Source organism: Streptomyces sp. 11-1-2, assembly GCF_003595545.1.
In the GTDB taxonomy this organism is placed as follows: Bacteria; Actinomycetota; Actinomycetes; order Streptomycetales; family Streptomycetaceae; genus Streptomyces; species Streptomyces hygroscopicus_B.
The window spans coordinates 407,108-427,695 of record NZ_CP022545.1; the positions used below are offsets into that span (position 1 = coordinate 407,108).

The 20,588-nt window shown below is 69.8% G+C and carries 20 protein-coding genes and 2 pseudogenes; 9 read left to right on the forward strand and 13 right to left on the reverse strand.

Going from position 1 to position 20,588, the window contains the following annotated elements:
- Positions 1-13 precede the first annotated feature (13 nt).
- Positions 14-487: a nuclear transport factor 2 family protein gene (locus CGL27_RS01950; protein WP_119983992.1), complete on the reverse strand. Its 474-nt coding sequence runs from the start codon at positions 485-487 to the stop codon at positions 14-16.
- 157 nt (positions 488-644) lie between these two features.
- On the opposite strand from CGL27_RS01950, the gene CGL27_RS01955 reads away from it, so the two are divergent.
- The 3 genes from CGL27_RS01955 to CGL27_RS01965 all read left to right on the forward strand — a co-directional run bounded on the left by CGL27_RS01955 (position 645) and on the right by CGL27_RS01965 (position 2,949).
- Positions 645-1,418, forward strand: a complete 774-nt coding sequence (locus CGL27_RS01955; protein WP_119983994.1) for a TIGR03084 family metal-binding protein — start codon at positions 645-647, stop codon at positions 1,416-1,418.
- Positions 1,419-1,626: 208 nt separating this feature from the next.
- A complete protein-coding gene (locus CGL27_RS01960) occupies positions 1,627-2,034 on the forward strand; it encodes a transposase family protein (RefSeq protein WP_119983996.1) in 408 nt (135 codons plus the stop codon).
- A gap of 69 nt (positions 2,035-2,103) precedes the next feature.
- Positions 2,104-2,949, forward strand: a complete 846-nt coding sequence (locus CGL27_RS01965) for a WD40 repeat domain-containing protein (protein ID WP_119983997.1) — start codon at positions 2,104-2,106, stop codon at positions 2,947-2,949.
- Positions 2,950-3,076: 127 nt separating this feature from the next.
- On the opposite strand, the pseudogene CGL27_RS51425 reads toward CGL27_RS01965, so the two are convergent.
- A pseudogene (locus tag CGL27_RS51425) lies at positions 3,077-3,280 on the reverse strand (IS5/IS1182 family transposase); the annotation flags it as partial.
- Between the two features lie 38 nt (positions 3,281-3,318).
- Here CGL27_RS51425 and CGL27_RS01970 point away from each other — a divergent pair.
- Positions 3,319-3,610: pseudogene (locus CGL27_RS01970) on the forward strand (transposase family protein); the annotation flags it as partial.
- Positions 3,611-3,630: 20 nt separating this feature from the next.
- Here the strand turns inward: CGL27_RS01970 and CGL27_RS01975 are convergent.
- Positions 3,631-4,617 carry an EamA family transporter gene (locus tag CGL27_RS01975; protein ID WP_240450320.1) on the reverse strand — a complete coding sequence of 329 codons (987 nt, stop codon included), beginning with the start codon at positions 4,615-4,617 and terminating at the stop codon, positions 3,631-3,633.
- 84 nt (positions 4,618-4,701) lie between these two features.
- On the opposite strand from CGL27_RS01975, the gene CGL27_RS01980 reads away from it, so the two are divergent.
- Positions 4,702-5,601: a LysR family transcriptional regulator gene (locus CGL27_RS01980; protein ID WP_119983999.1), complete on the forward strand. Its 900-nt coding sequence runs from the start codon at positions 4,702-4,704 to the stop codon at positions 5,599-5,601.
- A gap of 186 nt (positions 5,602-5,787) precedes the next feature.
- Here the strand turns inward: CGL27_RS01980 and CGL27_RS01985 are convergent, their stop codons facing one another.
- Positions 5,788-6,294, reverse strand: a complete 507-nt coding sequence (locus CGL27_RS01985) for a CGNR zinc finger domain-containing protein (RefSeq protein WP_119994209.1) — start codon at positions 6,292-6,294, stop codon at positions 5,788-5,790.
- 108 nt (positions 6,295-6,402) lie between these two features.
- Between CGL27_RS01985 and CGL27_RS01990 the strand changes: the two genes are divergently transcribed.
- Entirely contained in the window at positions 6,403-7,278 is an 876-nt protein-coding gene (locus CGL27_RS01990) for an alpha/beta hydrolase (RefSeq protein ID WP_119984001.1), read from the forward strand.
- 520 nt (positions 7,279-7,798) lie between these two features.
- On the opposite strand, the gene CGL27_RS02000 is transcribed toward CGL27_RS01990, so the two are convergent.
- On the reverse strand, positions 7,799-8,383 hold the full coding sequence (locus CGL27_RS02000) for a flavodoxin family protein (RefSeq protein ID WP_078638178.1): 585 nt from the start codon (positions 8,381-8,383) through the stop codon (positions 7,799-7,801).
- Between the two features lie 129 nt (positions 8,384-8,512).
- Between CGL27_RS02000 and CGL27_RS02005 the strand changes: the two genes are divergently transcribed.
- Complete coding sequence (locus CGL27_RS02005) at positions 8,513-8,911, forward strand: helix-turn-helix domain-containing protein (RefSeq protein WP_205587594.1); 399 nt, start codon at positions 8,513-8,515, stop codon at positions 8,909-8,911.
- Between the two features lie 4 nt (positions 8,912-8,915).
- Here CGL27_RS02005 and CGL27_RS02010 read toward each other — a convergent pair whose 3' ends face one another.
- Entirely contained in the window at positions 8,916-9,458 is a 543-nt protein-coding gene (locus tag CGL27_RS02010) for a hypothetical protein (protein ID WP_162952846.1), read from the reverse strand.
- A 167-nt stretch (positions 9,459-9,625) separates the two neighbouring features.
- Here CGL27_RS02010 and CGL27_RS02015 point away from each other — a divergent pair, with 167 nt between their 5' ends.
- On the forward strand, positions 9,626-10,825 hold the full coding sequence (locus CGL27_RS02015) for a S8 family peptidase (protein WP_119984008.1): 1,200 nt from the start codon (positions 9,626-9,628) through the stop codon (positions 10,823-10,825).
- A gap of 274 nt (positions 10,826-11,099) precedes the next feature.
- On the forward strand, positions 11,100-12,173 hold the full coding sequence (locus tag CGL27_RS02020) for an LLM class flavin-dependent oxidoreductase (protein ID WP_119984010.1): 1,074 nt from the start codon (positions 11,100-11,102) through the stop codon (positions 12,171-12,173).
- A gap of 55 nt (positions 12,174-12,228) precedes the next feature.
- On the opposite strand, the gene CGL27_RS02025 is transcribed toward CGL27_RS02020, so the two are convergent.
- The 7 genes from CGL27_RS02025 to CGL27_RS02055 form a co-directional block, all read right to left on the reverse strand.
- Positions 12,229-13,356 (reverse strand): LLM class flavin-dependent oxidoreductase, encoded by a 1,128-nt coding sequence (locus CGL27_RS02025; protein ID WP_119984011.1) that lies wholly within the window; start codon positions 13,354-13,356, stop codon positions 12,229-12,231.
- A 14-nt stretch (positions 13,357-13,370) separates the two neighbouring features.
- Positions 13,371-14,462, reverse strand: coding sequence for an LLM class flavin-dependent oxidoreductase (locus tag CGL27_RS02030; protein ID WP_119984013.1), 1,092 nt, complete (start codon positions 14,460-14,462; stop codon positions 13,371-13,373).
- Positions 14,459-15,835, reverse strand: a complete 1,377-nt coding sequence (locus CGL27_RS02035; RefSeq protein ID WP_119984015.1) for an NtaA/DmoA family FMN-dependent monooxygenase — start codon at positions 15,833-15,835, stop codon at positions 14,459-14,461. Before CGL27_RS02035 ends, CGL27_RS02030 begins: the two co-directional genes overlap by 4 nt.
- A 20-nt stretch (positions 15,836-15,855) precedes the next feature.
- The gene (locus CGL27_RS02040; protein WP_119984017.1) at positions 15,856-17,088 is read right to left on the reverse strand and encodes an LLM class flavin-dependent oxidoreductase; all 1,233 of its coding nucleotides are present in this window, start codon (positions 17,086-17,088) and stop codon (positions 15,856-15,858) included.
- 324 nt (positions 17,089-17,412) lie between these two features.
- Positions 17,413-18,888, reverse strand: a complete 1,476-nt coding sequence (locus CGL27_RS02045) for an MFS transporter (RefSeq protein ID WP_205587595.1) — start codon at positions 18,886-18,888, stop codon at positions 17,413-17,415.
- Positions 18,888-19,403, reverse strand: coding sequence for a GNAT family N-acetyltransferase (locus CGL27_RS02050; protein ID WP_119984019.1), 516 nt, complete (start codon positions 19,401-19,403; stop codon positions 18,888-18,890). Before CGL27_RS02050 ends, CGL27_RS02045 begins: the two co-directional genes overlap by 1 nt.
- Complete coding sequence (locus tag CGL27_RS02055; protein WP_119984021.1) at positions 19,400-20,545, reverse strand: NtaA/DmoA family FMN-dependent monooxygenase; 1,146 nt, start codon at positions 20,543-20,545, stop codon at positions 19,400-19,402. The genes CGL27_RS02050 and CGL27_RS02055 overlap by 4 nt, the downstream gene beginning before the upstream one ends.
- Positions 20,546-20,588: the final 43 nt, after the last annotated feature.

The window sequence follows — 20,588 nt, forward strand, 5'->3', positions numbered from 1 at the left end:
CCCCTCTATGCGACTACCGCTGTGCGGCAGCCTGACGCGCATGGCGACTCACATCGCCGATCAGGTTGATGCGGACCCGTCGCTCCACGAAGCGCCACTGCCCCTCACGGCGCTCGAAGCGGTCACGGTACCGACCGGCGGCGATGGGTTGCAGCGGCAGGTCGGGCAGCGCCTGCAACACGGTGACATACGAGCGCGAGGCCGCCGTGCCCGCCTGTTCGTCGACCTCGATGGCAACGTTGGTGGTGACATGCTGGGTTCGCGGCGTGCCGTCGGCGTAGACGATCAGAGTGTCCTGGAACATCTTCTCGATCGCGTCGCGCCCGCTGACCGGCTCGCCCACGCCCGTGAAGGTGGCTTCGGCGAGAAGTACTCCGAGTCCCGCGAAATCACCGTCGTCCACGAGTTCGGCGTAACGTGCGATCAAGTTCTCGATAGCCCGGTAGCTCAACGTCGGATCGGCGGGCATGCCGATGGATGTGGACATGGTCCCCTCCAAGCGAACAGCGGATGGCGGATGGCGGATGGCGGATGGCGGACAGAAGTTGATATGAATCAACCTCAGGTAGCCTGATCACACGAGATCAACTTCGCCCCTCCCAACGGGACAGGCCCGTTGCCGTCAATGTGTGAAGGTGGCACTGATGTTGGACTACGGCCTTGACATGTCCAGCGTAGAGCACGACCTTGCTCTGCCCGACTTGGTGGCTGAAGGAGATGAACTCGACGCCCTGGTATCAGCGCAGACCGACTGGACCAAGCCCACACCTGCAGCGGGGTGGACGATCGCCCACCAGATCGCTCATCTTGCTTCAGCGGATGCGAACGTTCTCATCGCCATACAGACCCCGGATGCGTTCGACGCCGTGCTGAAGCGGGCAGAGGCCGCAGGCAGCCAATACGCCGATCTCGACGCTGCCGTGGGAGCGGCCAAACCGCGATCAGCACTGCTTGAACAATGGCGCGCCGGCCGAACCGAGGTGGCAGCGGCGCTGCGTGACATTCCACTGGATCACGGGTTTCCGTGGTACGGCTCGCAGCTGACCGCGGCGCTCATGGTGCCGCTTCGACTCATGGAAACGTGGGCTCACGGGCAGGACATTTTCGATGCACTGGGTGTCTCACGCCGTCCCACGGGTCGGCTCCGGCATGTGGCTTCGTTGGGAGTGATAGGGCGAGAGCTGTCATTCCACGCTGCCCAGTTGCCTGTTCCGGCAGAGCCGTTCCGTGTCGAGCTGACTGGTCCCGACGGCCAAACCTGGGCATGGGGCCCGGAAGATGCCATGCAGCGGGTTCAGGGCAGTGCCCTCGACTTCTGTCTTCGAGTCACCCAGCGCAGGTCCCGAGCCGAGACCGACCTCACGGCGGTCGGCAAGGATGCGCAGAAGTGGCTTGATATTGCTCGCGTTTTCCTCTGAAGGAGCAAGTCAGGTTCTCTCAACGAAATCATCTCCGCGGACGGGCGTGAGCCAGCTCTGCTATGAGCAGACCGGGCGGGCCGCACCCGGGTCCTCGAAGACTGCCATCGCGCGGACATGAGCCACATCGTGCTGGACGGCACTCTCATCCCCAGCGACCGCACCGCCGGCCTGCGGGACAACGGCAACGACCTGTGGTACTCCGGCAATGCCAAACGCTTCGGCGGCAACCTCCAGTTCCCGGCCTCCCCCCTCCGGCGACCTGCTGTGGGTCTCCGACGTCGAACCCGGCAGCACACCGGACATCACCGCAGCACGCCACCATCCCCTGCCCGCCCTCTACCGGGCAGCCCGCGACGGCTTGCCCACCCTCGCCGACCTGGGCTATCAGGGAGCAGGCATCGGCATCCCCACCTCCGTCCACACCGACCGGCCTCAGCCGCTCTGCACGGACAGCCGCACCCATGACCGGCTCCTCCGCGGCTTGCGGGCCATCGGCGAACGCGCAGTCGCCACCCTCAAACAACGCTGGCGAGTAATCGACGACTTCGACCTTGTCACCATCGACGGCTGCCTTCTCCTGTGCGCCGGCGACGGAAGCGGGGGGTACACCTAGGAGCCGTCCGAGGACCGATGGACGGAATACCGGCTGGACCTGCCGTACCGCCCCGCCGACTTTCGCGCGATGGTCGGGCACCTTCCCGCCGAGGATGATCACGGTTACCGGCTCTATTCAGTCTGTGCGGCGGTCGTGGACGGCCGGATCGTGGTCGGCGGGGGCAACTACGAGGAGCCCTTCGCGCAGTGGGATCTGGCCAGCGGCGCTGGCCGCGCGCACGCGAGGCCCGACGACGGCGGGACGGGGAAGACGACGACCGTGCGGCTGAACGGCCGGCCGTTCTTCATCAGTTGCGGCGCCTACACGTACCTGTGGGATGTGGAGCGTACGGACACCGAGCCGGTTCAGCTCCACGGAGACCGGGACACCGTCGCGGGGATCTCGGCCGGAACGCTGAACGGCCGGCCAGTTGTGGTCTTCGGCGACTGCGGGGACGATCGCGTGGTGGTGTGGGACGTCGACACCCGCAGCGTCTTCAGGGAGTTCCCTTGTCCCGTCCCCGTGGCGGACGTCGGTCTGGCGATGCTGGACGGTCGCACCCGGGTGGTGGCAGCCGGCGGGAACCGAGTGATCCTGGGGGATCCCGACACCGGGGCATGGGAGTGGGAAGGGCCGATCGACGAGGAATCCATCGAGTTCGACGAGAAGGATGAAGAAGAAGAGACGGAAGACTCCATTTCCTGCATGGATGTTGGCGTCGTGGGCGGTCGTCCGGTCGCGGTGACCGGTTCGGAGGACGGCCGGGTGTGCGTGTGGTCGCTGAAGGAGCGGCGTCTCATCCAAGGGCCGTTCAGCCCCGAGCACGAGGGCGAGGTCAACGCCGTCCGTATCGCTGATCTGGACGGTCACACGGTCGCCGTCACGGCGGGGCAGGACCACCGGGTGCTCGTGTGGGACCTTGAGCGGAACTGACGTCGAGCCCCACGGCTCCCATCATGGCCTACGCGGCTCGTTCACCTCGTCGGTGCCGGTCAAGGCCGGGCCATCCTGGGCGATGTACGGGGCGGCCTGGGTTGTCGCGGGCCTCGCGGCAGCCGCGCAAGACCTCGTGCAGGTCCGGGGCCTGACTGGCGAGGACATCGATGCCTTCGTGGAGGTAGCGGTTGCCGGTGGCCGGCGATATCCCGGCGTACCGGGCCAGGCGGTGCACACACCCGGCCACGCGGAACCAGCGCTGCACCAGTACCGCCTGGCGGAACGGGCTCAGTGCGCGGGAGCCCTTCGGGGTGCCGATCCGGCGGCGGCCAGTAGCCGGGCCAGGTACTCCACCACGTGTGCCGGACGCGTTGGCGTCGGCTGCCCGCCGGCCGCCAGGCGCTGCCGGCGCCGGCACACCTGCGTTTGGGGCATACCTACGCGCAGCTCACGGCCGGATTCGAGGTGGGCGTGAGCACGGTGTACCGCTACATCACGGAAGCCGTAGGACTGCCCGCGGCACCGGCGCCCGACCTCGCCACGGCCATTACGAACGCCTCGACCAAGGCATTCGTAACCCTGGACGGAACACTGCTGCCGATCCACCGAATCGCCGCCGACCGGCCACCGGCCGTGCTACTCGGGCAAGCGCAAAAGGGCTACTGCGGCGCTGACGGATCACAGCGGCTGACTGCCTTGGCACACAGCAGCTCGGTCCTGATCACGTCGTGCAGGCTCCGGATCAGGCTCATACCGCAAAGCTGGTGCCTCTTTGGAGGATGCCGCGGGACGGACACCGCCCCGGGTGGCACCGACGCTGGCCACGACCACGAGAACCAGGCCAAGTGTCGCGGCCGTCCCGGGGCGCTGGCCGAGAACGAGCAGACCGACCATGAGGGCGATGGCGGGCTCAAGGCTCATCAGAGTGCCGAACGCGGACGCGGTCAGACGACGCAGGGCGAGAAACTCGAGAGCGAAGGGGATGACGGGACTGAGCACCGCCAGAACCAGCATGGTCCACAGCGCCGGCCACGTGACACGTTCGGCGAGGTCCGGGGTAGCGACAGCCAGCCCCAGCACCGCGGCGACCGGCATGGAGACAGCCAGCCCTTTCAGCCCGGTGACGCGATCACCAACCCGTTGGGTCAGCAGAATGTAGGCGGCCCAGCAACCCGCAGCGAGCAGCGCGCTCCCGACCCCCACAAGGTCGGCGCCGCCATGCCAGGGTTCGGTCAGCAGCACGACGCCCGTCGCCGCCGCGGCCGCCCAGACGAGGCGTCCCTTCCTCGGGCCGAAGAGGGAGACGGTGAGCGGTCCCAGGAATTCCAGTGCGCTTGCGGTCCCCAGCGGGAGACGGGCGATCGCCAGCATGAAGAAGACCATCATTCCGGCGGTCACGAGACCGAGCACCATGCAGGCGAGAAGATCCCGGGAGCTGAAATCACGAGGCCGGGGACGGATGGCGACCAGCAGAATCAGCCCCGCCCAGCCGAGGCGCAGCCCTGCGGTTCCCAGCGCGCCGAGCTGTCCGAAAAGCGGAACCGTCAGAGCCGATCCGAGCTGCACCGTACACATCGAGGTGGCAGCCATGAGCAGACCGGCCCCGGCGCCGGCATGGCGCGAGCGGTGGGAAGGAAGAGCCTCAGGCGGTTCGGGAGCGTTCATGCGCTCCAGTACAGATCCTCGACACCGTTCACGTCCACGTGTCGATCCCGAATGATTCGTTCGGCATTCATGGACAATGGGGGAATGGAAACACGCCGCCTGCAGATGCTGGCCGAGCTGGCCCGGCGAGGCTCGATGCGCGCGGTGGCCGAGGCCACCGGCGCTACCACCTCGACGGTTTCTCAACAGATCGCCGCGTTGGCTCAGGACATGGGCACGGCACTGATCGAGCCGCATGGGCGCAGGGTCAGGCTCACACCGGCGGGCCGCCGTCTGGCGGAACACGCCGTGACGATCCTTGCGGCAGTCGAGGCCGCACAGCGGGACTTGAGTCCCGGCGCCCCGCCGACCGGCACAGTGCGCGTGGCGGGCTTCGCCACGGCTATCCGAGCCCAACTGCTGCCCATCATCAGCGGTTTGTCCACCAGCCATCCTCAGCTCAGCATCCTGGTCCGTGAGCACGAACCAGCCGAAGCCCTCCATCTGCTGGCCAACGACGAGGCCGACCTCGCGCTCACCTACGACTACAACCTGGCACCGGTCGAGCCAGACCCCGCGGTCGCGATCACCCCACTGTGGACCGCGCCCTGGGGTCTGGGCATTCCCGACAACGTCGCCCGTCCCTCGGTACCGGGCGCCCCGGAGGTCTTCCGCTGGTTCCGCACGGCGGATTGGATCGGCAACTCGCGCAACACCGGTGACGAGACCGTCATCCGGACGCTCGCCTCCATGGCCGGCTTCACCCCCCACCTCACTCACCAGGCGGACAACCTCGACCTCGTACAGGGCATGATCGCGGCAGGAATGGGCGTGGGGCTGCTGCCGATGGGCACCTCCACGTTGCCCGGTGTCCACCTGGTGCCGCTTACCGCGCCGGACGTTGTCCTGCGCGCCTTCGCCGTCGCCCGCCGGGGTCGCGACAGCTGGCCTCCGCTGGCCCTGCTGACCGACCTGATCATTCGGCAATCAGCGCAGAGTGCATAGCCTCGACGCGCAGTTCTACGGCGCCGGTGGCGGCGACGCCTCGGCCGCGCCGGCGGCTGCCATCTGTCGCTCGCGGCGATCACCCTCGCCGTGGACGCCGACTTCGAGCACGGCCTTCTCGTGGACAGCGGGGCAGCCGGACTCCGGGCGCAAGTCCGCCCGTGCGAGCGCCGACTCGCCGGCGCTCTAATCGGGTCGTGGGGCCTCCCGTGCCCGAGCCTGGTGCCGACGGGCCTTGAGCCGGTTCCCGCAGGTCTTCATCGAGCACCACCGTGCGGTGTTGGCACGGCTGCGGTCCAAGAGAAAGAGGCGGCATGCAGGGTTCTCGCACGGCCGCAGACGGCCGGGCATGCGCTCTTTGACGTCCGCCCACCCGAGCACGAGTTCCACGGCGAGCCTGCGCTCCGGCTCCACCTCCAAGTGCCACTCGATACCGGACGCGCTGGGCTGCGGGGCTTTGTGAACACCCGCGAGGACCCGGCGCAGACGGGGCTCCGCCGACGTGCCCGACTCCACCGCCTGGAGCGCGTCCCGGGCGGTGCGCAGCCACCGGCGCTCCTCGTCGCCGCCGAGACCCCCGTGCTCCCGCGCCCACCTGTCCACCTCATCGTCGTCACGCCACAGGTCCTGGCGTCGGCCATCCACGACAGGGGTGCTGTTCAGCGCCTGCATGAGGGCTTGGTCGTCCAGCACGGACCTCACCTTCCCAGCTAACTCCATCAAGTGGTTTGACAGGTTACTCCAAGGGCGGTCTACTGGACGCCGAGATGTAACCACCATAAGACCTTGAAGGGGTTAGTCATGGTTGAGATCCGCCACCAATACGCGACAGTGCGGGGACATCGCGTCTTCTACCGCGAGGCAGGAGCCCGCGAGGCGCCCACGCTCGTACTCCTGCATGGATTCCCCTCCAGTTCACGCATGTTCCGCCACCTCATTCCGGCACTGGCCGATCGATTCCACGTCATCGCCCCCGACCATCTCGGCTTCGGCAACTCCGATACCCCGTCCGTCGACGCGTTCACCTACACCTTCGACTCCCTGACCGACATCACCCAAGCCCTGCTGGCCCAGCTCGACGTCACCCGCTATGCCCTGTATGTCCAGGACTACGGCGCACCCATCGGCTGGCGGCTGGCCCTGCGCGCCCCGGACGCGGTCACCGCGGTGATCACGCAGAACGGCAACGCCTACGCGGACGGCTTCGTACCGGATTTCTGGAAGCCCGTATGGGCGTACTGCGAGAATCCGGGTCCCCGGACCGAACCCGCCGTCCGTGCCGCCCTCTCGCTCGACGCCATCCGCTGGCAGTACCTGCACGGAGTGGACCGACCCGAGCTGGTCGATCCCGACACCTGGACCGCCGACCACCGCGAGGTCAACCGGCCGGGCAACGACCTCGTACAGCTCGCCCTGTTTCGCGATTACGCCAGCAATCCACCCCTCTACCCTCAGGTGCACGCCTACTTTCGGGAACGCCAGGTGCCGCTCCTCGCGGTCTGGGGCGCGGGCGACGAGATCTTCGGCCCGGACGGAGCACGCGCCTTCGCAAGGGACCTGCCGGACGCGGAGATCCACCTGGTTCCCGGAGGTGGACACTTCCTGCTCGAAAGCCATCTGGACACCGTGGCCGGGTACATTCGCGGGTTCCTGACCGTCGCCACATCACCAGCGTGAAGCCCGCGAAGAGTCCCCAGGGCGGGTGAGCGCTGCCACGTGGGGGCGATGGGCCGGAGCCTCCCGTCGCCCGGGCGCACCAGGTTCACCACGACGAGGCCGAGGATGAGCGCGATCGTGGTGACGACCTCGAAGTAGACGATCGGCCTGAGGGCCGCCTTCCCGACCTGACTCAGGTTCGCGACGGTGGCGATGGCCCCGACGACCACGCAGAAGATGATCGGCCCGAGCAGCATCGTGAGCAGGCTGACGAAGGTGTCGCCGCGGACCTCCATGCGTCACACCCACGGCCGACGCACCCGCCGCGTAGCGGTGACCGACACCTTCGCCCCCGACAGCCCGGACCCGGAATCGCCCGGCCCGCCCGTGTGGGTCGAACTGCCCGACGGCCGGCGCGTGACCGCCCAGTTCATCGGCCGCCTCCAGCACCTCGGCCCCGGGGGCGGCCGGTGGTGCGATGACGATGGGCGGGCATCGCGCACGAGAACAGCTCCGGGATCAGCTCGGCCCCGCGGCCCGTCTACGCGGCGACGCTCCCCCGCGCGAACACCTTGGCCGTCTCGGTCACCCGGCGCCCCAGGTGTCCGGCCGTGGCCACATCGGCCTTGTGCACGGCTTCCGGGCCCTCGTCGCTGTTGGTCTGGGCAGCCGCGCCCGCGAAGACGCCGAGGCGGTTGAGGTCGTTCTCGGATCCCGTGCTGCTGTTCCAGCCGGGGTGCAGGCCGAGGTTGACCCAGTGCATGCCGTGCTGGCCGGCGAGGATCTGGAAGAACTGCAGGGTGTGCAGCTTGTCGCCACTCTTCGAGGCGGAGTTGGTGAAGCCCGCCGCCAGCTTGTCCTTCCAGGCCAGCTGGAACCAGCGCTTGGAGGACGCCTCGGCGAACACATGGAAGGCGCCGGACGCGGTGCCCATGTAGGTGGGCGAACCGAAGACGATCGCGTCGGAGCGGTCCAGCGTCTCCCACTGTTCGTCGGTGATCTCGTCCACCTTGATCAGGTGCACCTCGGCGCCGGCCTCGGCGGCGCCGGCGCGGACGGCCTCGGCGATCACGGCGGTGTGGCCGTAGCCGGAGTGGTAAGCGATGGACACGACAGGGGTGGTCACGGTGAATTACTCCTCTGGGGACACTCGCATAGCCCAAACGGGCAGCTCGAAAGCAGTGACCACAGGAAAGCACTAACTTTCAGAGAGCGCAATCTGGTAGATAGCGCTGCGTTCGCGTACGGTTGCGTCATGAGCGGCATGACCGAGGAGCAGGAGCAGATCGACCTCGCGTACAGCGTGTTCGACAAGGGATGCCCGTCGCGCGGCACGCTGGAGCACGTCACGGGCCGCTGGGGCGGACTGACGCTCGGCACGCTCCACGAGGGCCCGCTGCGCTTCAACGAACTGCGCCGCCGCGTCGAGGGGGTGAGCGAGAAGATGCTGTCCCAGACCCTGCACGCGCTGGAGCGCGACGGCCTGGTGCGCCGCAAGGCCCAGCCGACCAATCCGCCCCGCGTGGACTACGACCTGACTCCCCTGGGCCGCCAGGTCGCCGAGCGGCTGCTCGCCCTCATCCACTGCGTGGAGGGTTCGATGAACGACATCCTGGCGGCCCGCGAGGAGTACGACGCCCGGCAGCCGTCATGAGTCTTCAGCCGCGGAACACGTAGAACGCCCTCGCGTCCTCCGCGGCGGCCTTCTCGCCGAGCGGCACTTGAACGCTCACCCCGGCGCAGCCATGTCGGTCTGTCTTCGGGGCGCGGTCCGGTACCCGCGGGCCGAGGCAGCCGAACCGGACGGCGCGGTCGGTGCCCAGCCCCCCGTACCGGCTGCGCGGCCAGTACGCGGCCGGTGCCCGGCTTCCCGGGCAGTTGTGCAGCTGCGGGCGTGGTCCGCGCACCGGCGGTACGCCGCATCGAGCGACCGCCCCCGGGAGGACGGCCCAGCGCCGAGCGACGCCGACGTCAGTCTGTGGGTCGGCGTCGGCGTCGGCGTCGGCGTCGGCGTCGGCGTCAAGCCACAATCCTCCCCCATCACCGTTCTCGTAGCCCCGCAACGGGGTTACCAGCCTTCGGAGTTCGACGACCGACACCACGCGGAACGCGCCGTCGCGGATCTGCGTGCCCTGTATGTACGTGTCATTGCACGAGTTTGACCGTCCGTAACGGCGCATGACGCACCGCAACATGTGCATGTCATGCGTATGCCATCTCTTGCTTCCCCTGCACGACCCGGCGAATCCTCAACGAGCCGGAAGCGTGACCCACGCGCTTCCCGCGAACTGCGTAAGCCCGTAAGCCCACACCCCGCAGAGCGCGCACGCGCCACAGCGCGCCACCGACCGAGGAGGACTCCCTCGCGATGGCAGTGATGCGTACCACCAAGCGGCGGATCGCCGCGGGAATCGCCGCCGCGGCGGCCATCGGAGCAGCCACGGTGCTCCCCGCCCACGCCGCCCCGGCCGAAGGCACGGTTGTGAACTCCCAAGCCGCGGAAGCGGTGCCGGGCAGCTACATCGTCACCCTGAAGAAGACCGCCGACTTCACAGCCTCATCCACCCGGGGCAAGGACCTCATATCCGGATACGGCGGCAAGGTGAAGCGGACCTTCACCGCCGCGCTGAACGGCTACGCGGCGAAACTCGAGCCCACCGAGGCCAGGAGACTCGCCGCCGATCCGGCGGTCGCCTCCGTCGAGCAGGACCAGAAGGTCCACGCCGACGCGACCCAGACCAACGCACCCTGGGGTCTGGACCGCGTCGACCAGTCCGGCCTGCCGCTCAGCGGCACGTACACCTATCCGGACAGTGCCGGCAGTGGTGTGACCGTCTACGTCCTCGACACCGGTGTGCGGATTTCCCACACGCAGATCAGCGGCCGGGCGTCATACGGCTACGACTTCGTGGACAACGACACCACGGCGCAGGACGGCTACGGCCACGGCACGCATGTCGCCACGACCGTCGCCGGCACCACCTACGGCGTGGCCAAGAAGGCGAAGATCGTGGCGGTCCGGGTGCTCGGCAACGACGGGTCCGGCACCACGGCAGGTGTCATCGCGGGCGTGGACTGGATCACCGCCAACCACTCCGGCCCGTCCGTCGCCAACGTGTCGCTGGGCGGCGGCGCCAGTACCTCCCTGGACAACGCGGTGACCAAGTCGATCGCGTCCGGCGTGACCTACTCCATCGCGGCCGGCAATTCCAACGCCAACGCCGCGAACTACTCCCCCGCCCGGGTGCCGACCGCCCTCACCGTTGGCGCCACCACCAACGCGGACGCGCGGGCGGGCTACTCCAACTACGGCTCGACCGTGGACCTCTTCGCCCCGGGCTCGAACATCACGGCCGGCTGGAACACCTCCGATACCGCCACCTACACGGGCTCCGGGACCTCCTTCGCCGCCCCGCACGTCTCGGGCGCCGCGGCGATCTACCTCTCCGGCCACTCCACCGCGTCCCCGTCCGAGGTGGGGAGCGCGCTGGTGGACGGGGCCACCTCGGGGGCGCTCTCCGGCATCGGCTCCGGCTCCCCCAACAAGCTGCTCAAGATCGTGCAGTGACACCCTGATCGGCGCACCGGACCTCCGCTGATCACACCTGCCGCCCGCCGGGCCCCACCCGGCGGGCGGCTCTGGCGGAATCGGGGAGTCGTGCAAGCGACTCGGAGCCCGGCCGCACACGATTGCAATGGGTGACCTCAAGGAACTTCACATACGGCGGCGCCGACCTCGCCCGGGCCACCGGCCTCGATCTGTCCGCCCGCCGGCCCCCACCCTCCATGACCGGACCGGCTCGTGTCGTGCCCACCCAAGCCAAGCAACGATCGGATCCACCATGAGCCTGGAATTTCTCTGGTACATCCCCAACACCGTCGAACCGGGCCACCGTGGCGACGACACGACATCCGGCTGGGGGTCCATCGAGTACTCGACCGACCTTGCCCGTACGGCAGAAGAGCACGGTTGGGGCGGCGCGCTGCTCGGCACCGGATGGGGACGCCCGGACACCTTCACCGTCGCCACCACCCTGGCCGCTCGGACCACGACGTTCAAGCCCCTGATCGCGATCCGTCCCGGCTACTGGCACCCGGCGAACTTCGCCAGTGCGGCGGCCACCCTCGACCAGCTCAGCCGGGGACGCGTCCTCGTCAACATCGTCAGCGGACTGGACAACCCGGCCGCGTACGGCGACACCAACGTCGAACCCCCACAACGGTACGCCCGCACCCAGGAGTTCCTGCATCTCCTGCGGCGCCTGTGGACCGAGGAGGACGTCACCTTCCACGGCGAGCACTTCCAGGTCACCGACTCAACGGTGGCGCCACGCCCATACCCCACCGGCGCGAGGACGCATCCGACGCTCTACTTCGGCGGCGCGTCCCCGGCCGCCGAACGGGTGTCGGCGGCCGAGGCCGATGTCCAGCTCTTCTGGGGTGAACCACTCGACGGGATCGCCGAACGCGTCGACCGGCTCAAGGCGCTGAGCCGACGGGTTGGCCGACGGCACAAGCCGTTGGAGTTCGGGCTGCGGATCACGACGCTGGTGCGCGACACTGCCGACGAAGCATGGAGTGCGGCCGAGGAGAAGGTCGCGAAGATGGCGTCCGGTGCCGGCGAGACCGTGTGGACGGGGAATCGCAGGACGGCGGTCGGACAGCGGCGGCTCCTCGATCTCGCCCAGCGCGGAGAGGTTCTCGACACCTGCCTGTACACCACCCCGGGCAAGTTCGGCGGTGGCGGAGCGGGGACCACCTGGCTGGTGGGCTCCGCCGACGACGTGGCCCGGGCGCTGCACGGCTACCGCAAGCTCGGCATCACCCACTTCGTCCTGTCCGACACCCCCTATCAGCGGGAGATCAGCCGGATCGGTGATCAACTGCTGCCCCTGCTGCGTGATTCCGCCCCGTGACCGGCCTTTCTCCCCGTGCGGATCGTGGCTGACCTACGGCCCCCGCCTCTTCGGCTCAGCGGCGTTGCCATTCCTCAGCGAGTAGTTCGTAGGAGCGCACCCGGTCGGCGTGGCGGTGGGTGATGGTGGTGATGAGCAACTCGTCCGCGCCGGTGGCTTCCTGAAGTTGTTCGAGCTGGTCGGCGACGCGCGCGGGTGAGCCGACGAACTGGGTGTCCACGCGGTCGGCGACCAGCTCCCCATCCGCGTCGGTCCAGAGGTGGGCGCGGGCCTGTTCGGGGGTGGGGAAGGGAATGGCGCCCTCGGCGGTGCGGATGCTGCGGACCCACAACCCGTAGCCGGTGGCGCGGTCGCGGGCGGTCGCGTCGTCCTCGGCGACCACGACGTCGGCGGAGACGCTGACGTACGGCTTGTCGAGCACGTCGGATGGCTGGAACGCGGCGCGGTACGCCTCGGTGGCCTCCAGGACGGTGGCCGGGCTGACGTGGTAGTTGGCGGCGAAGCGCAGACCGCCCCGGCCCGCGACCTGGGCGCTCTGCCCGCCGCTGCTGCCGAGGATCCACACCTGCACCTCGGCGCCTTCGCCGGGGATGGCGTGTGCTTCGACGCCGTCGGCGGAGCGGTAGTCGCCGCGCAGGAGCGCGAGGATGTCATCGATCTGCTCGCCGTAGTCCTGCGCTTCCGCGCCCGGCTGCTGGAGGAGTCGCCGCTGGAGTGCGACACGTGGCGACCCGAGCAGTCGTCGGAAGGAGAACTTGGGCGGGATGCGCAAGCCGTTCGGGGTGCGTCCGTCGATGACGGGTGTCGTGGTGGGCGGTGCGTCGTCGATGCGCTCGGTGGGGCGTCCGCCGGAGCGGCCGAGTCCGAGGTCGAGCCGTCCGGGGTGCAGGGCGTCGATCAGGCCGAACTCCTCGACGGTGGACAGGGCGGTGCGGTGACCGAGCTGTACGGCACCGGAGCCGAGGCGGATCGTGGAGGTGGCGGAGGCGGTCAGGGCCAGGACGACGGCGGGCGAGGTCCCGGCCACACCCGGGTTGAGGTGGTGTTCGGCGAACCAGTAGCGCGCGTAGCCGAACCGCTCCGCCTGCTGGGCGAGGTCGATGCTGTTGCGCAGTGCCTCGGCGGCGGTGGAGCCGGCGGAGATGGGCACGAGGTCGAGGACGGCGAGGGGGATGCCGGACACGGTCGGAGTACTCCTCAGCGGTCGGCGGACGGGGTGACGGGTTCGGGCGTGCCGAGCACCGGGGCCCAGTCGAAGGGCGGATCCGGGATGTCACGTCGCAGTACGGGCGCGATGTCGGACTGGAAGAGCTCGAGCGAGGCGCGGTGCTGGACGTCGGTGAGCCCTCCCGCGTCCGCGTGCAGGTGCAGCACGGTGTGTCCGAACTCCTCGTGGTAGCGGTGCACCTTCTCGATGACCTGCTGGGGGCTGCCGATCAGGGCCGAGCTGCGCTCGACGAAGTCCTCCAGGGTCGGGAACACCGGTTCGAGGCCGAGCTGCTTCTGGAAGGCGAGATGGCCTTCGAACACCGGCCGGTAGGCGGCGATGGCCTCCTGCGAGGTGCGGGCCGCGTAGTAGCCCGCTGTCCCGGCGCCGACCACGGCGCGGGCGGGGTCGTGGCCGTATGCCTCCCAGCGCTCCCGGTAGTGGCGGATCAGTTCGGCGTACGGCTCGATGGGGTGGGTGACGTTGGCGGAGAACAGCGGGTCGCCGTAGCGGGCGGCGAGGTCGACCGACTCCCGGCTGGTGGCGCTGCCGTGCCAGACCCGGATGGTCCGCTGGAGGGGCCTCGGCCACACCTCCGCGTCGGTCAGCGCGGGCCGGAAGCGCGGTGAGGCGGTCACCGTGTCCTGCCGCCAGATGCGGCGGAAGAGCTCGTAGCCTTCGGCGTTGCGGTCCCACTGGTCCTCGGGGGTGACGTGGAACAGCTCGCGCTGGGCGGTGCCGTTGCCCTTGCCGATGATCAGCTCGAGGCGGCCGGCGGAGAGGTGGTCCAGGGTGGCGTAGTCCTCGTAGGCGCGCACCGGGTCGAGCAGACTGAGGGTGGTGACCGCGGTGAACAGCCGGATCCGGGAGGTGAGTGCGGCGAGGTGGCTGAGCACGACCGGTGGTGAGGAGGAGATGAACGGCCGCTCGTGGCGTTCACCGACGCCGAAGCCGTCGAAGCCGAGCTCCTCCGCCAGCAGGGCGCTGTCGATCACCTCGCGGAAGCGGTCGCCGGTCGGCTTCTGTATCCCGGTCACCGGGTCCGGGGCGTGCACGATGAGGGTGATGGCCAGGAACTTCATGACGCGGCCCGTTCCTGGTGCGCCCCGGTGCCGGGGTGGGCCAGGCCGAGGTGGTCGCGCAGGGTCGCGCCCTCGTACTCGGTGCGGAACACGCCCCGCTCCTGCAGCAGCGGGACGACGGTGTCGGCGAAGGCGTCCAGGCCGCCGGGGGTAATGTGCGGGACGAGGATGAAGCCGTCGCTGGCGTCGGCCTGGACGAAGGAGTTGATGGTCTCGGCGACCGTGGCCGGGGAGCCGATGAACGACTGGCGGTTGCCGGTCTCGATGACCAGGTCACGGATGGACCACTTGTTCGCCTCCGCCAGCTCCCGCCACTCCCGGGCGACGGCCAGCGGATCGCGGTACATCCGCACCTGGGCACGGCCGCGGGCGATGGTGTGCTCGCCGGGGTCGGGGTCGATGTCCGGGAGCGGGCCGTCCGGGTCGTACGCGGACAGGTCACGGTTCCAGACGAACTCCAGGTGTTTGATCGCGGTGGCGCCGCTGACCTGTTGGCGGCGTACGTCCCGGGCCAGCTCCTGGGCCTCGGTGTCGGTGTCGCCGAGAACGAAGGTGGCCGCGGGCAGGATCAGCAGCTGGTCGTGGGTGCGGCCGTGGCGGGCGAGGCGGCCTTTGACGTCCGTGTAGAACGCCTGCCCCTCCTTGAGAGTGCTGTACCGGCTGAAGATGGCGTCGGCGCCGGCCGCGGCGAACTCCCGGCCCTCTTCGGAGTCACCGGCCTGGAAGATCACCGGGCGGCCCTGCGGGCTGCGCGGGACATTGAACTGCCCGGCGATGTCGAAGTGCTGTCCCTGGTGGGCGAAGGCACCGGCCCACGCGTCGTTGAGGAAAGTGCCGGATGCCTGGTCGGCGACGATCTCGTCACCACGCCAGGAGTCGAACAGTTCGGTGGCGGTGGCCAGGAACTCCTTGGCCCTGGAGTACCGCTGGTCCTGCGGGAGGAAGCCGCCACGGCGGAAGTTCTCCCCGGTGAAGGCGTCCCAGGAGGTGACGACATTCCACGCGGCGCGCCCGCCCGACAGATGGTCCAGGCTGGCGAACTGGCGGGCCACTTCGTAGGGCTCGTTGAAGGTGGAGTTGATGGTGCCGGTGAGGCCAAGGCGGTCGGTGACGGCGGCGAGCGCCGTGAGGATGGTGAAGGTGTCCGGCCGCCCCACCACGTCCAAGTCATAGATTTCGCCGCCCTGTTCACGCAGCCGAAGCCCTTCGGCGAGGAACAGGAAGTCGAACTTGGCACGCTCGGCGGTCCGCGCGAAGTGTGCGAACGAGCTGAACTCGATATGGCTGCCCGCCTTCGGATCACTCCACACCGTGGTGTTGTTGACACCGGGGAAGTGGGCCGCCAGGTGGATCTGCTTGAGCGGTGCGCTCATGGTCGGGTGGTCCTTCCCGCTCAGACGGTGGCGTAGCGATTGGCGGGCCGGGCGAGGCCCAGCAGCCCGCGCAGGGTGTCGGCCTCGTAGGACCGGCGGAAGGCGCCCCGGCGCTGGAGTTCGGGCACCAGACCGCGGGTGATCGCCTCGAGGTCGTGGCCGATCACACCGGGGCGCAGCCGGAACCCCGACAGTCCGGTCCGCTGCCAGGTCAGCAGCAGATCAGCGAGCTGTGCGGGGGTCCCGGTGAACACCTTGGCGTCGCTGGTGTACGGGTGGCCCGCGAGGGCGTCCAGCCGCTCCAGCCGGGCGGCCGCGGCACCCGGTTCGTCGTCGAGGAAGACCACCAGGTCGCCGAAGAGGTGCACGGGCTCCGCCGCGCGGCCCGCCGCGGCCTGGGCGGCGCGGATCTCGGCGATGACGGTGCGGGCCTGGTCCGTGTCGTGCGGGGTGATGTAGCCGATGTCGGTGGAGGTTGCCACCAGCCGGTAGGGCACGCTCTGATGGGCCAGGGCGCTGACGACCGGCTGTCCCTGAGGTGGCCTGGGCGTGATCGAGGGGCCCTTGACGCTGAAGTGCCTGCCCTCGAAGTCGATGTAGTGCAGCTTGTCGCGGTCGATGAAGCGTCCGGTGGCGACGTCCCGGACCTCGGCGTCGTCCTCCCAGCTGTCCCAGAGGCGGCGTACCACCTCGATGTAGTCGGCGGCCTCCTCGAAGAGCTCGGCGGTCAGCTCCCGGACCACCGGGGTGTCCAGATCCTCGGGGCCGAAGCGCGGAAGGGTGCGGCGGCCGAAGTGCTCCGCCTCGTGGCGCCGCCTGGACACCCGGAGCCGCAGCCCCGCGCGGCCGGTGCTGACGTAGTCCAGGGTGGCGATCGCCTTGGAGATGTGGAACGGCTCGGTGTGGGTGGCGACAACGGTCGGCACCAACCCGATGTGCCGGGTCACCGGTGCGACCCGGGAGGCGATGAGCACCGCGTCCAGCCGCCCGCGCACCTGGTCGGTACGGCCGTCGGGCTCAGTGCGGTGCGAGGACTGGAGCGAGAGCCCGTCCTCGAAGGTCACGAAGTCGAGCAGACCGCGTTCGGCCTCGGTGACGACATCGGTCCAGTACGCGGCGTCGAACAGCTCCCGGGGCCGGGCGTGCGGCTCGCGCCATGCGGCCGGGTGCCAGCCCGCCCCGTCGAGAGCGACGGCGAGATGCAGGGGTGTGGATGAGGACGTCGATGAGGACGTCGATGAGGACTCGGACACGAAGGGGTGCCTCCCTGGTCGGCCATGGGTGATCACCGCACCTCATCGGGAGGGCGCGGTGTCCTTGAGGTGATCAGGTCAGCGGCGACAGAGCGCGCCGGCCACGCGCAGCAGGTCGATGTGGTGCCGGGAGTACAGGCGGACGCCCTCGCGGAGGGCCGGAGCCGGCGTGGGCGGGCAGGTCATCGGCCGCAACACCATCGCCTCCCGTTCCCGTTCTCGACGGGCCTTCGGGCCCTGGCTATATCTCGGAACGCTACGTGAGGTCGGTGACCTCACGCAATCGTCAACTCGGACGGGGCCGCGGCATATTCCTCGATGCCCCTATGTCATCCGACGAAAGTGTGGGACTCCCCGCGGCGTGGCGTCGTGGCCCGGCTCGAGGGGGTCGGGTGCGCCGTCGTCCGTACGCCGGCCGCGCAGGGCGGATACCGCCAGCGCGACGGCCAGCACGGCCGCGCAGGTGAGGCTCGCGTGCCAGTAGGCCGACCTGTGGTGGGCGGTCCCCCGCGCCGCGGTGTGCAGATAGAGACCGGAGATGGCCGAGACACCCACGGCGGCCGCGATGCGCTGGGACATCTGCAGGACCCCTCCCGCCACCCCGGCGGCCTCCCGCGGGGCATGGCGCAGCACCAGCGCCTGGTTCGGGGAGACGATCAGCCCGGAAGCGGCGCCCGCGCAGAACTGGGTCAGCGCGAGGATCACCGGCAGGCCGGAGGCCGGGGCGCGCAGCGCGGCGAGGCCGCTCGTCAAAAAGGAGCACGCGCCCAGAGCGAGTCCGAGCGTCACCGTGTGCCGGCCGAATCGCCGCACCATGCGCCACGCCAGTGCGGACGAGATGCCCATCGCCACCGCCGAGGGCAGGGTGACCACGGCGGCGGCCACGGCGGGCAGCCCGAGGCCGTCCTGCAGGAACATCGTGAGCACCAGTGATCCGGCGATCGAGGCACCGAACTGCGCCATCGCCACGGCCGTGCCCAGCGCGAACGGCGCGGACCCCGCGAGCGAGGGATGAAGCAGCGGGCGGCCGCCCGAGCGGATGAAGCGGCGCTGCCAGACCGGGATGAGTCCGGCCACGACGCAGCCGGCGGCCGCCCAGGCCGCCACCGCCGCCCCGTTCGACGGGATCTGGATGAACGGCACCATCACCACCAGCACCAGGGCCCCGACCAGGACGAGGCCGACCGGATCCAGGTCGGTGTGGCCGGCGTTCGGCCGGGGCGCGGGCAGATACCGTACGGCGAGCGCCAGCGTGGCCAGCCCGAAGGGGACGGTCAGCAGGAGGGTGAGCCGCCAGCCGAGGTCCGGCCCGGCGGCCGCGATCAGCGCCCCGCCCAGCGGCGGACCGAGCGCGGCCGCCACTCCGCTGGTCACCGCGTACAGGCCCAGGGCGCGGGCCCGGTCCTGGCCGCTGAACACGTCCTGGATGGTGCCGATCACCTGGGAGTTGACCAGGCCCGCCGCCGCGCCCTGGAGCAGTCGTGCCGCGATGACCACCGACGGGTGGGTGGCGACGGCGGCCACCACACCGACCGCGGTGAACGTCGCGAGACCGGCGAGGAAGAGCGTCTTGCGCCCGTGTACATCGCCGAGGCGGCCACCGGGTACGAGCGTGAGGCCGAAGGACAGGGAGTACCCGGCCACGATCCACTGCACTTCGGTGGGGCCCGCGTGCAGGGAGGCGCGCAGCGCGGGTATCGCGATGTTGAGAACCGAGTTGTCCAGCAGGGTGGTCGTTCCGGCGGCCATGCAGACGGCGATCACTCGGCGCCGGCCGGTGTCGAAGCGGGTGGCGGCCATCAGGCCCGGCCCCGGCCCAGGTCATGGGAGAAGACGGCGGTCTTCACCGGTCTGTGCCGGTTCTCGCGCTCCTCGCGGGCGTACTGACGGACGAAGCCGAGCCGCTGGTAGACGCGCTGGGAGGCGACGTTGTCCCGGCCCGTGTCCAGGACCAGGGCGCGCATGCCCCAGGAACGGGCGCGCTCGATGCCCTCGGCGAGGAGCGCACCAGCGGCTCCGCGACCACGGTGTTCGGGCAGGACGGCCAGCAGGCGCAGCTCCGCCTCGTCGGGCAGGGCGAGGCGGGCGTACGCGGTGCCGGGGCGCAGCAGGCTCGCGGTGCCGATCAGTGTGGCGCTCGGTTCGTGCACGGCCACCAGCAGATCTCCGGCGGCGGCGCGGCCGGGCGCATCGCGCAGCAGGGCCAGCCGTTCGGGGCGGGGTGCGCTGTTGCGGCTGCGGAAGCCGTCGACGGTGAGAGCCGCGACCTGTTCGTGCTCCTGGGCGCGGGCGGTGCGGATGCGGATGTCGCTCATCGGACCGGGGCGGGTGCGGGGCCGGGGCCCAGGTGATCGCGCAGGGTGGTGCCGTGGTACTCCGACTTCGCCTCGGCGACCTGACGCCAGTGGCGTGCCACCGCGAGGGGGTCGTGGTGGTGACGTGCCCGGCCGCGGGTGATGCCGACGGCATCGGCGCGTGGTTCGACATCGGGCAGTGGTCCGTCGGGGTCGTAGCCGGACAGGTCGCGTCTCCATACCTGTTCGAGCTTCTCGATCGCTCCCTGCGGGGTGACCTGCTGGAGGCGGATGTGGCGGGCGCGCTCACGCGTCTCCGCCTCGGTGTCGCCCAGCACGAAGGTGGCCTGGGGCAGGATCTTCAGCTGCTCCGGAGCACGGCGGTAGGTGGCGAGTCGGCTCTTGACGTCGGTGTAGAAGGCCCGGCCCGCCGCCAGTTCGGCGTGGATGGTGTAGATCGCGTCAGCGGTCGCGGCGGCGAGCTCACGGCCGTCGCGGGGGTTTCCGGCCTGGATCAGTACCGGGTGGCCCTGAGGGCCGCGCGACACCGTCGGACGCGCGGTGATGTCGAACTGTGTCCCACGGTGGCGCACTTCGGCGATGGCCTTGTCCTTGGCGAAGACCCCGGCGGTGGGGTCGGCGACCACCGCGTCCGGGGCCCAGGCGTCCCACAGCGCGCGGGCGGCCTCGACGAACTCCGCGGCCCGGCTGTACCGGTCGGCGTGGTCCAGGAAGCCGCCCCGGCGGAAGTTCGCGCCGGTGAAGGCGTCCGATGACGTGACCACGTTCCATGCGGCGCGCCCGCCGGAGAGGTGGTCCACCGTCGCGAACTGCCGGGCGAGTTCGAAGGGTTCGTTGGAGGTGGCGTTGACGGTCCCGGCCAGGCCGATGCGGTCGGTGACGGCCGCCAGCGCGCTCAGCACCGGCAGGGTGTCGGGTCTGCCGACCACGTCCAGATCGAAGATCTTCCCGCGGTGCTCGCGCGGCCGAAGCCCCTCGGCGAGGAGGAAGAAGTCGAACTTTCCGCGCTCGGCGGTCCGCGGGAGATGGCGGAAGGAGGAGAAGTCGATCTGACTGCCCGAGCGCGGATCGCTCCAGACGGTGTGGTTGTTCACCCCGGGGAAGGCAGCCCCGAGGTGCACCTGCTTGGCGGGTTCGCTCATGCCGGACTCCCGGTGATGACGAGACGGATGTCGGGGCCCGACG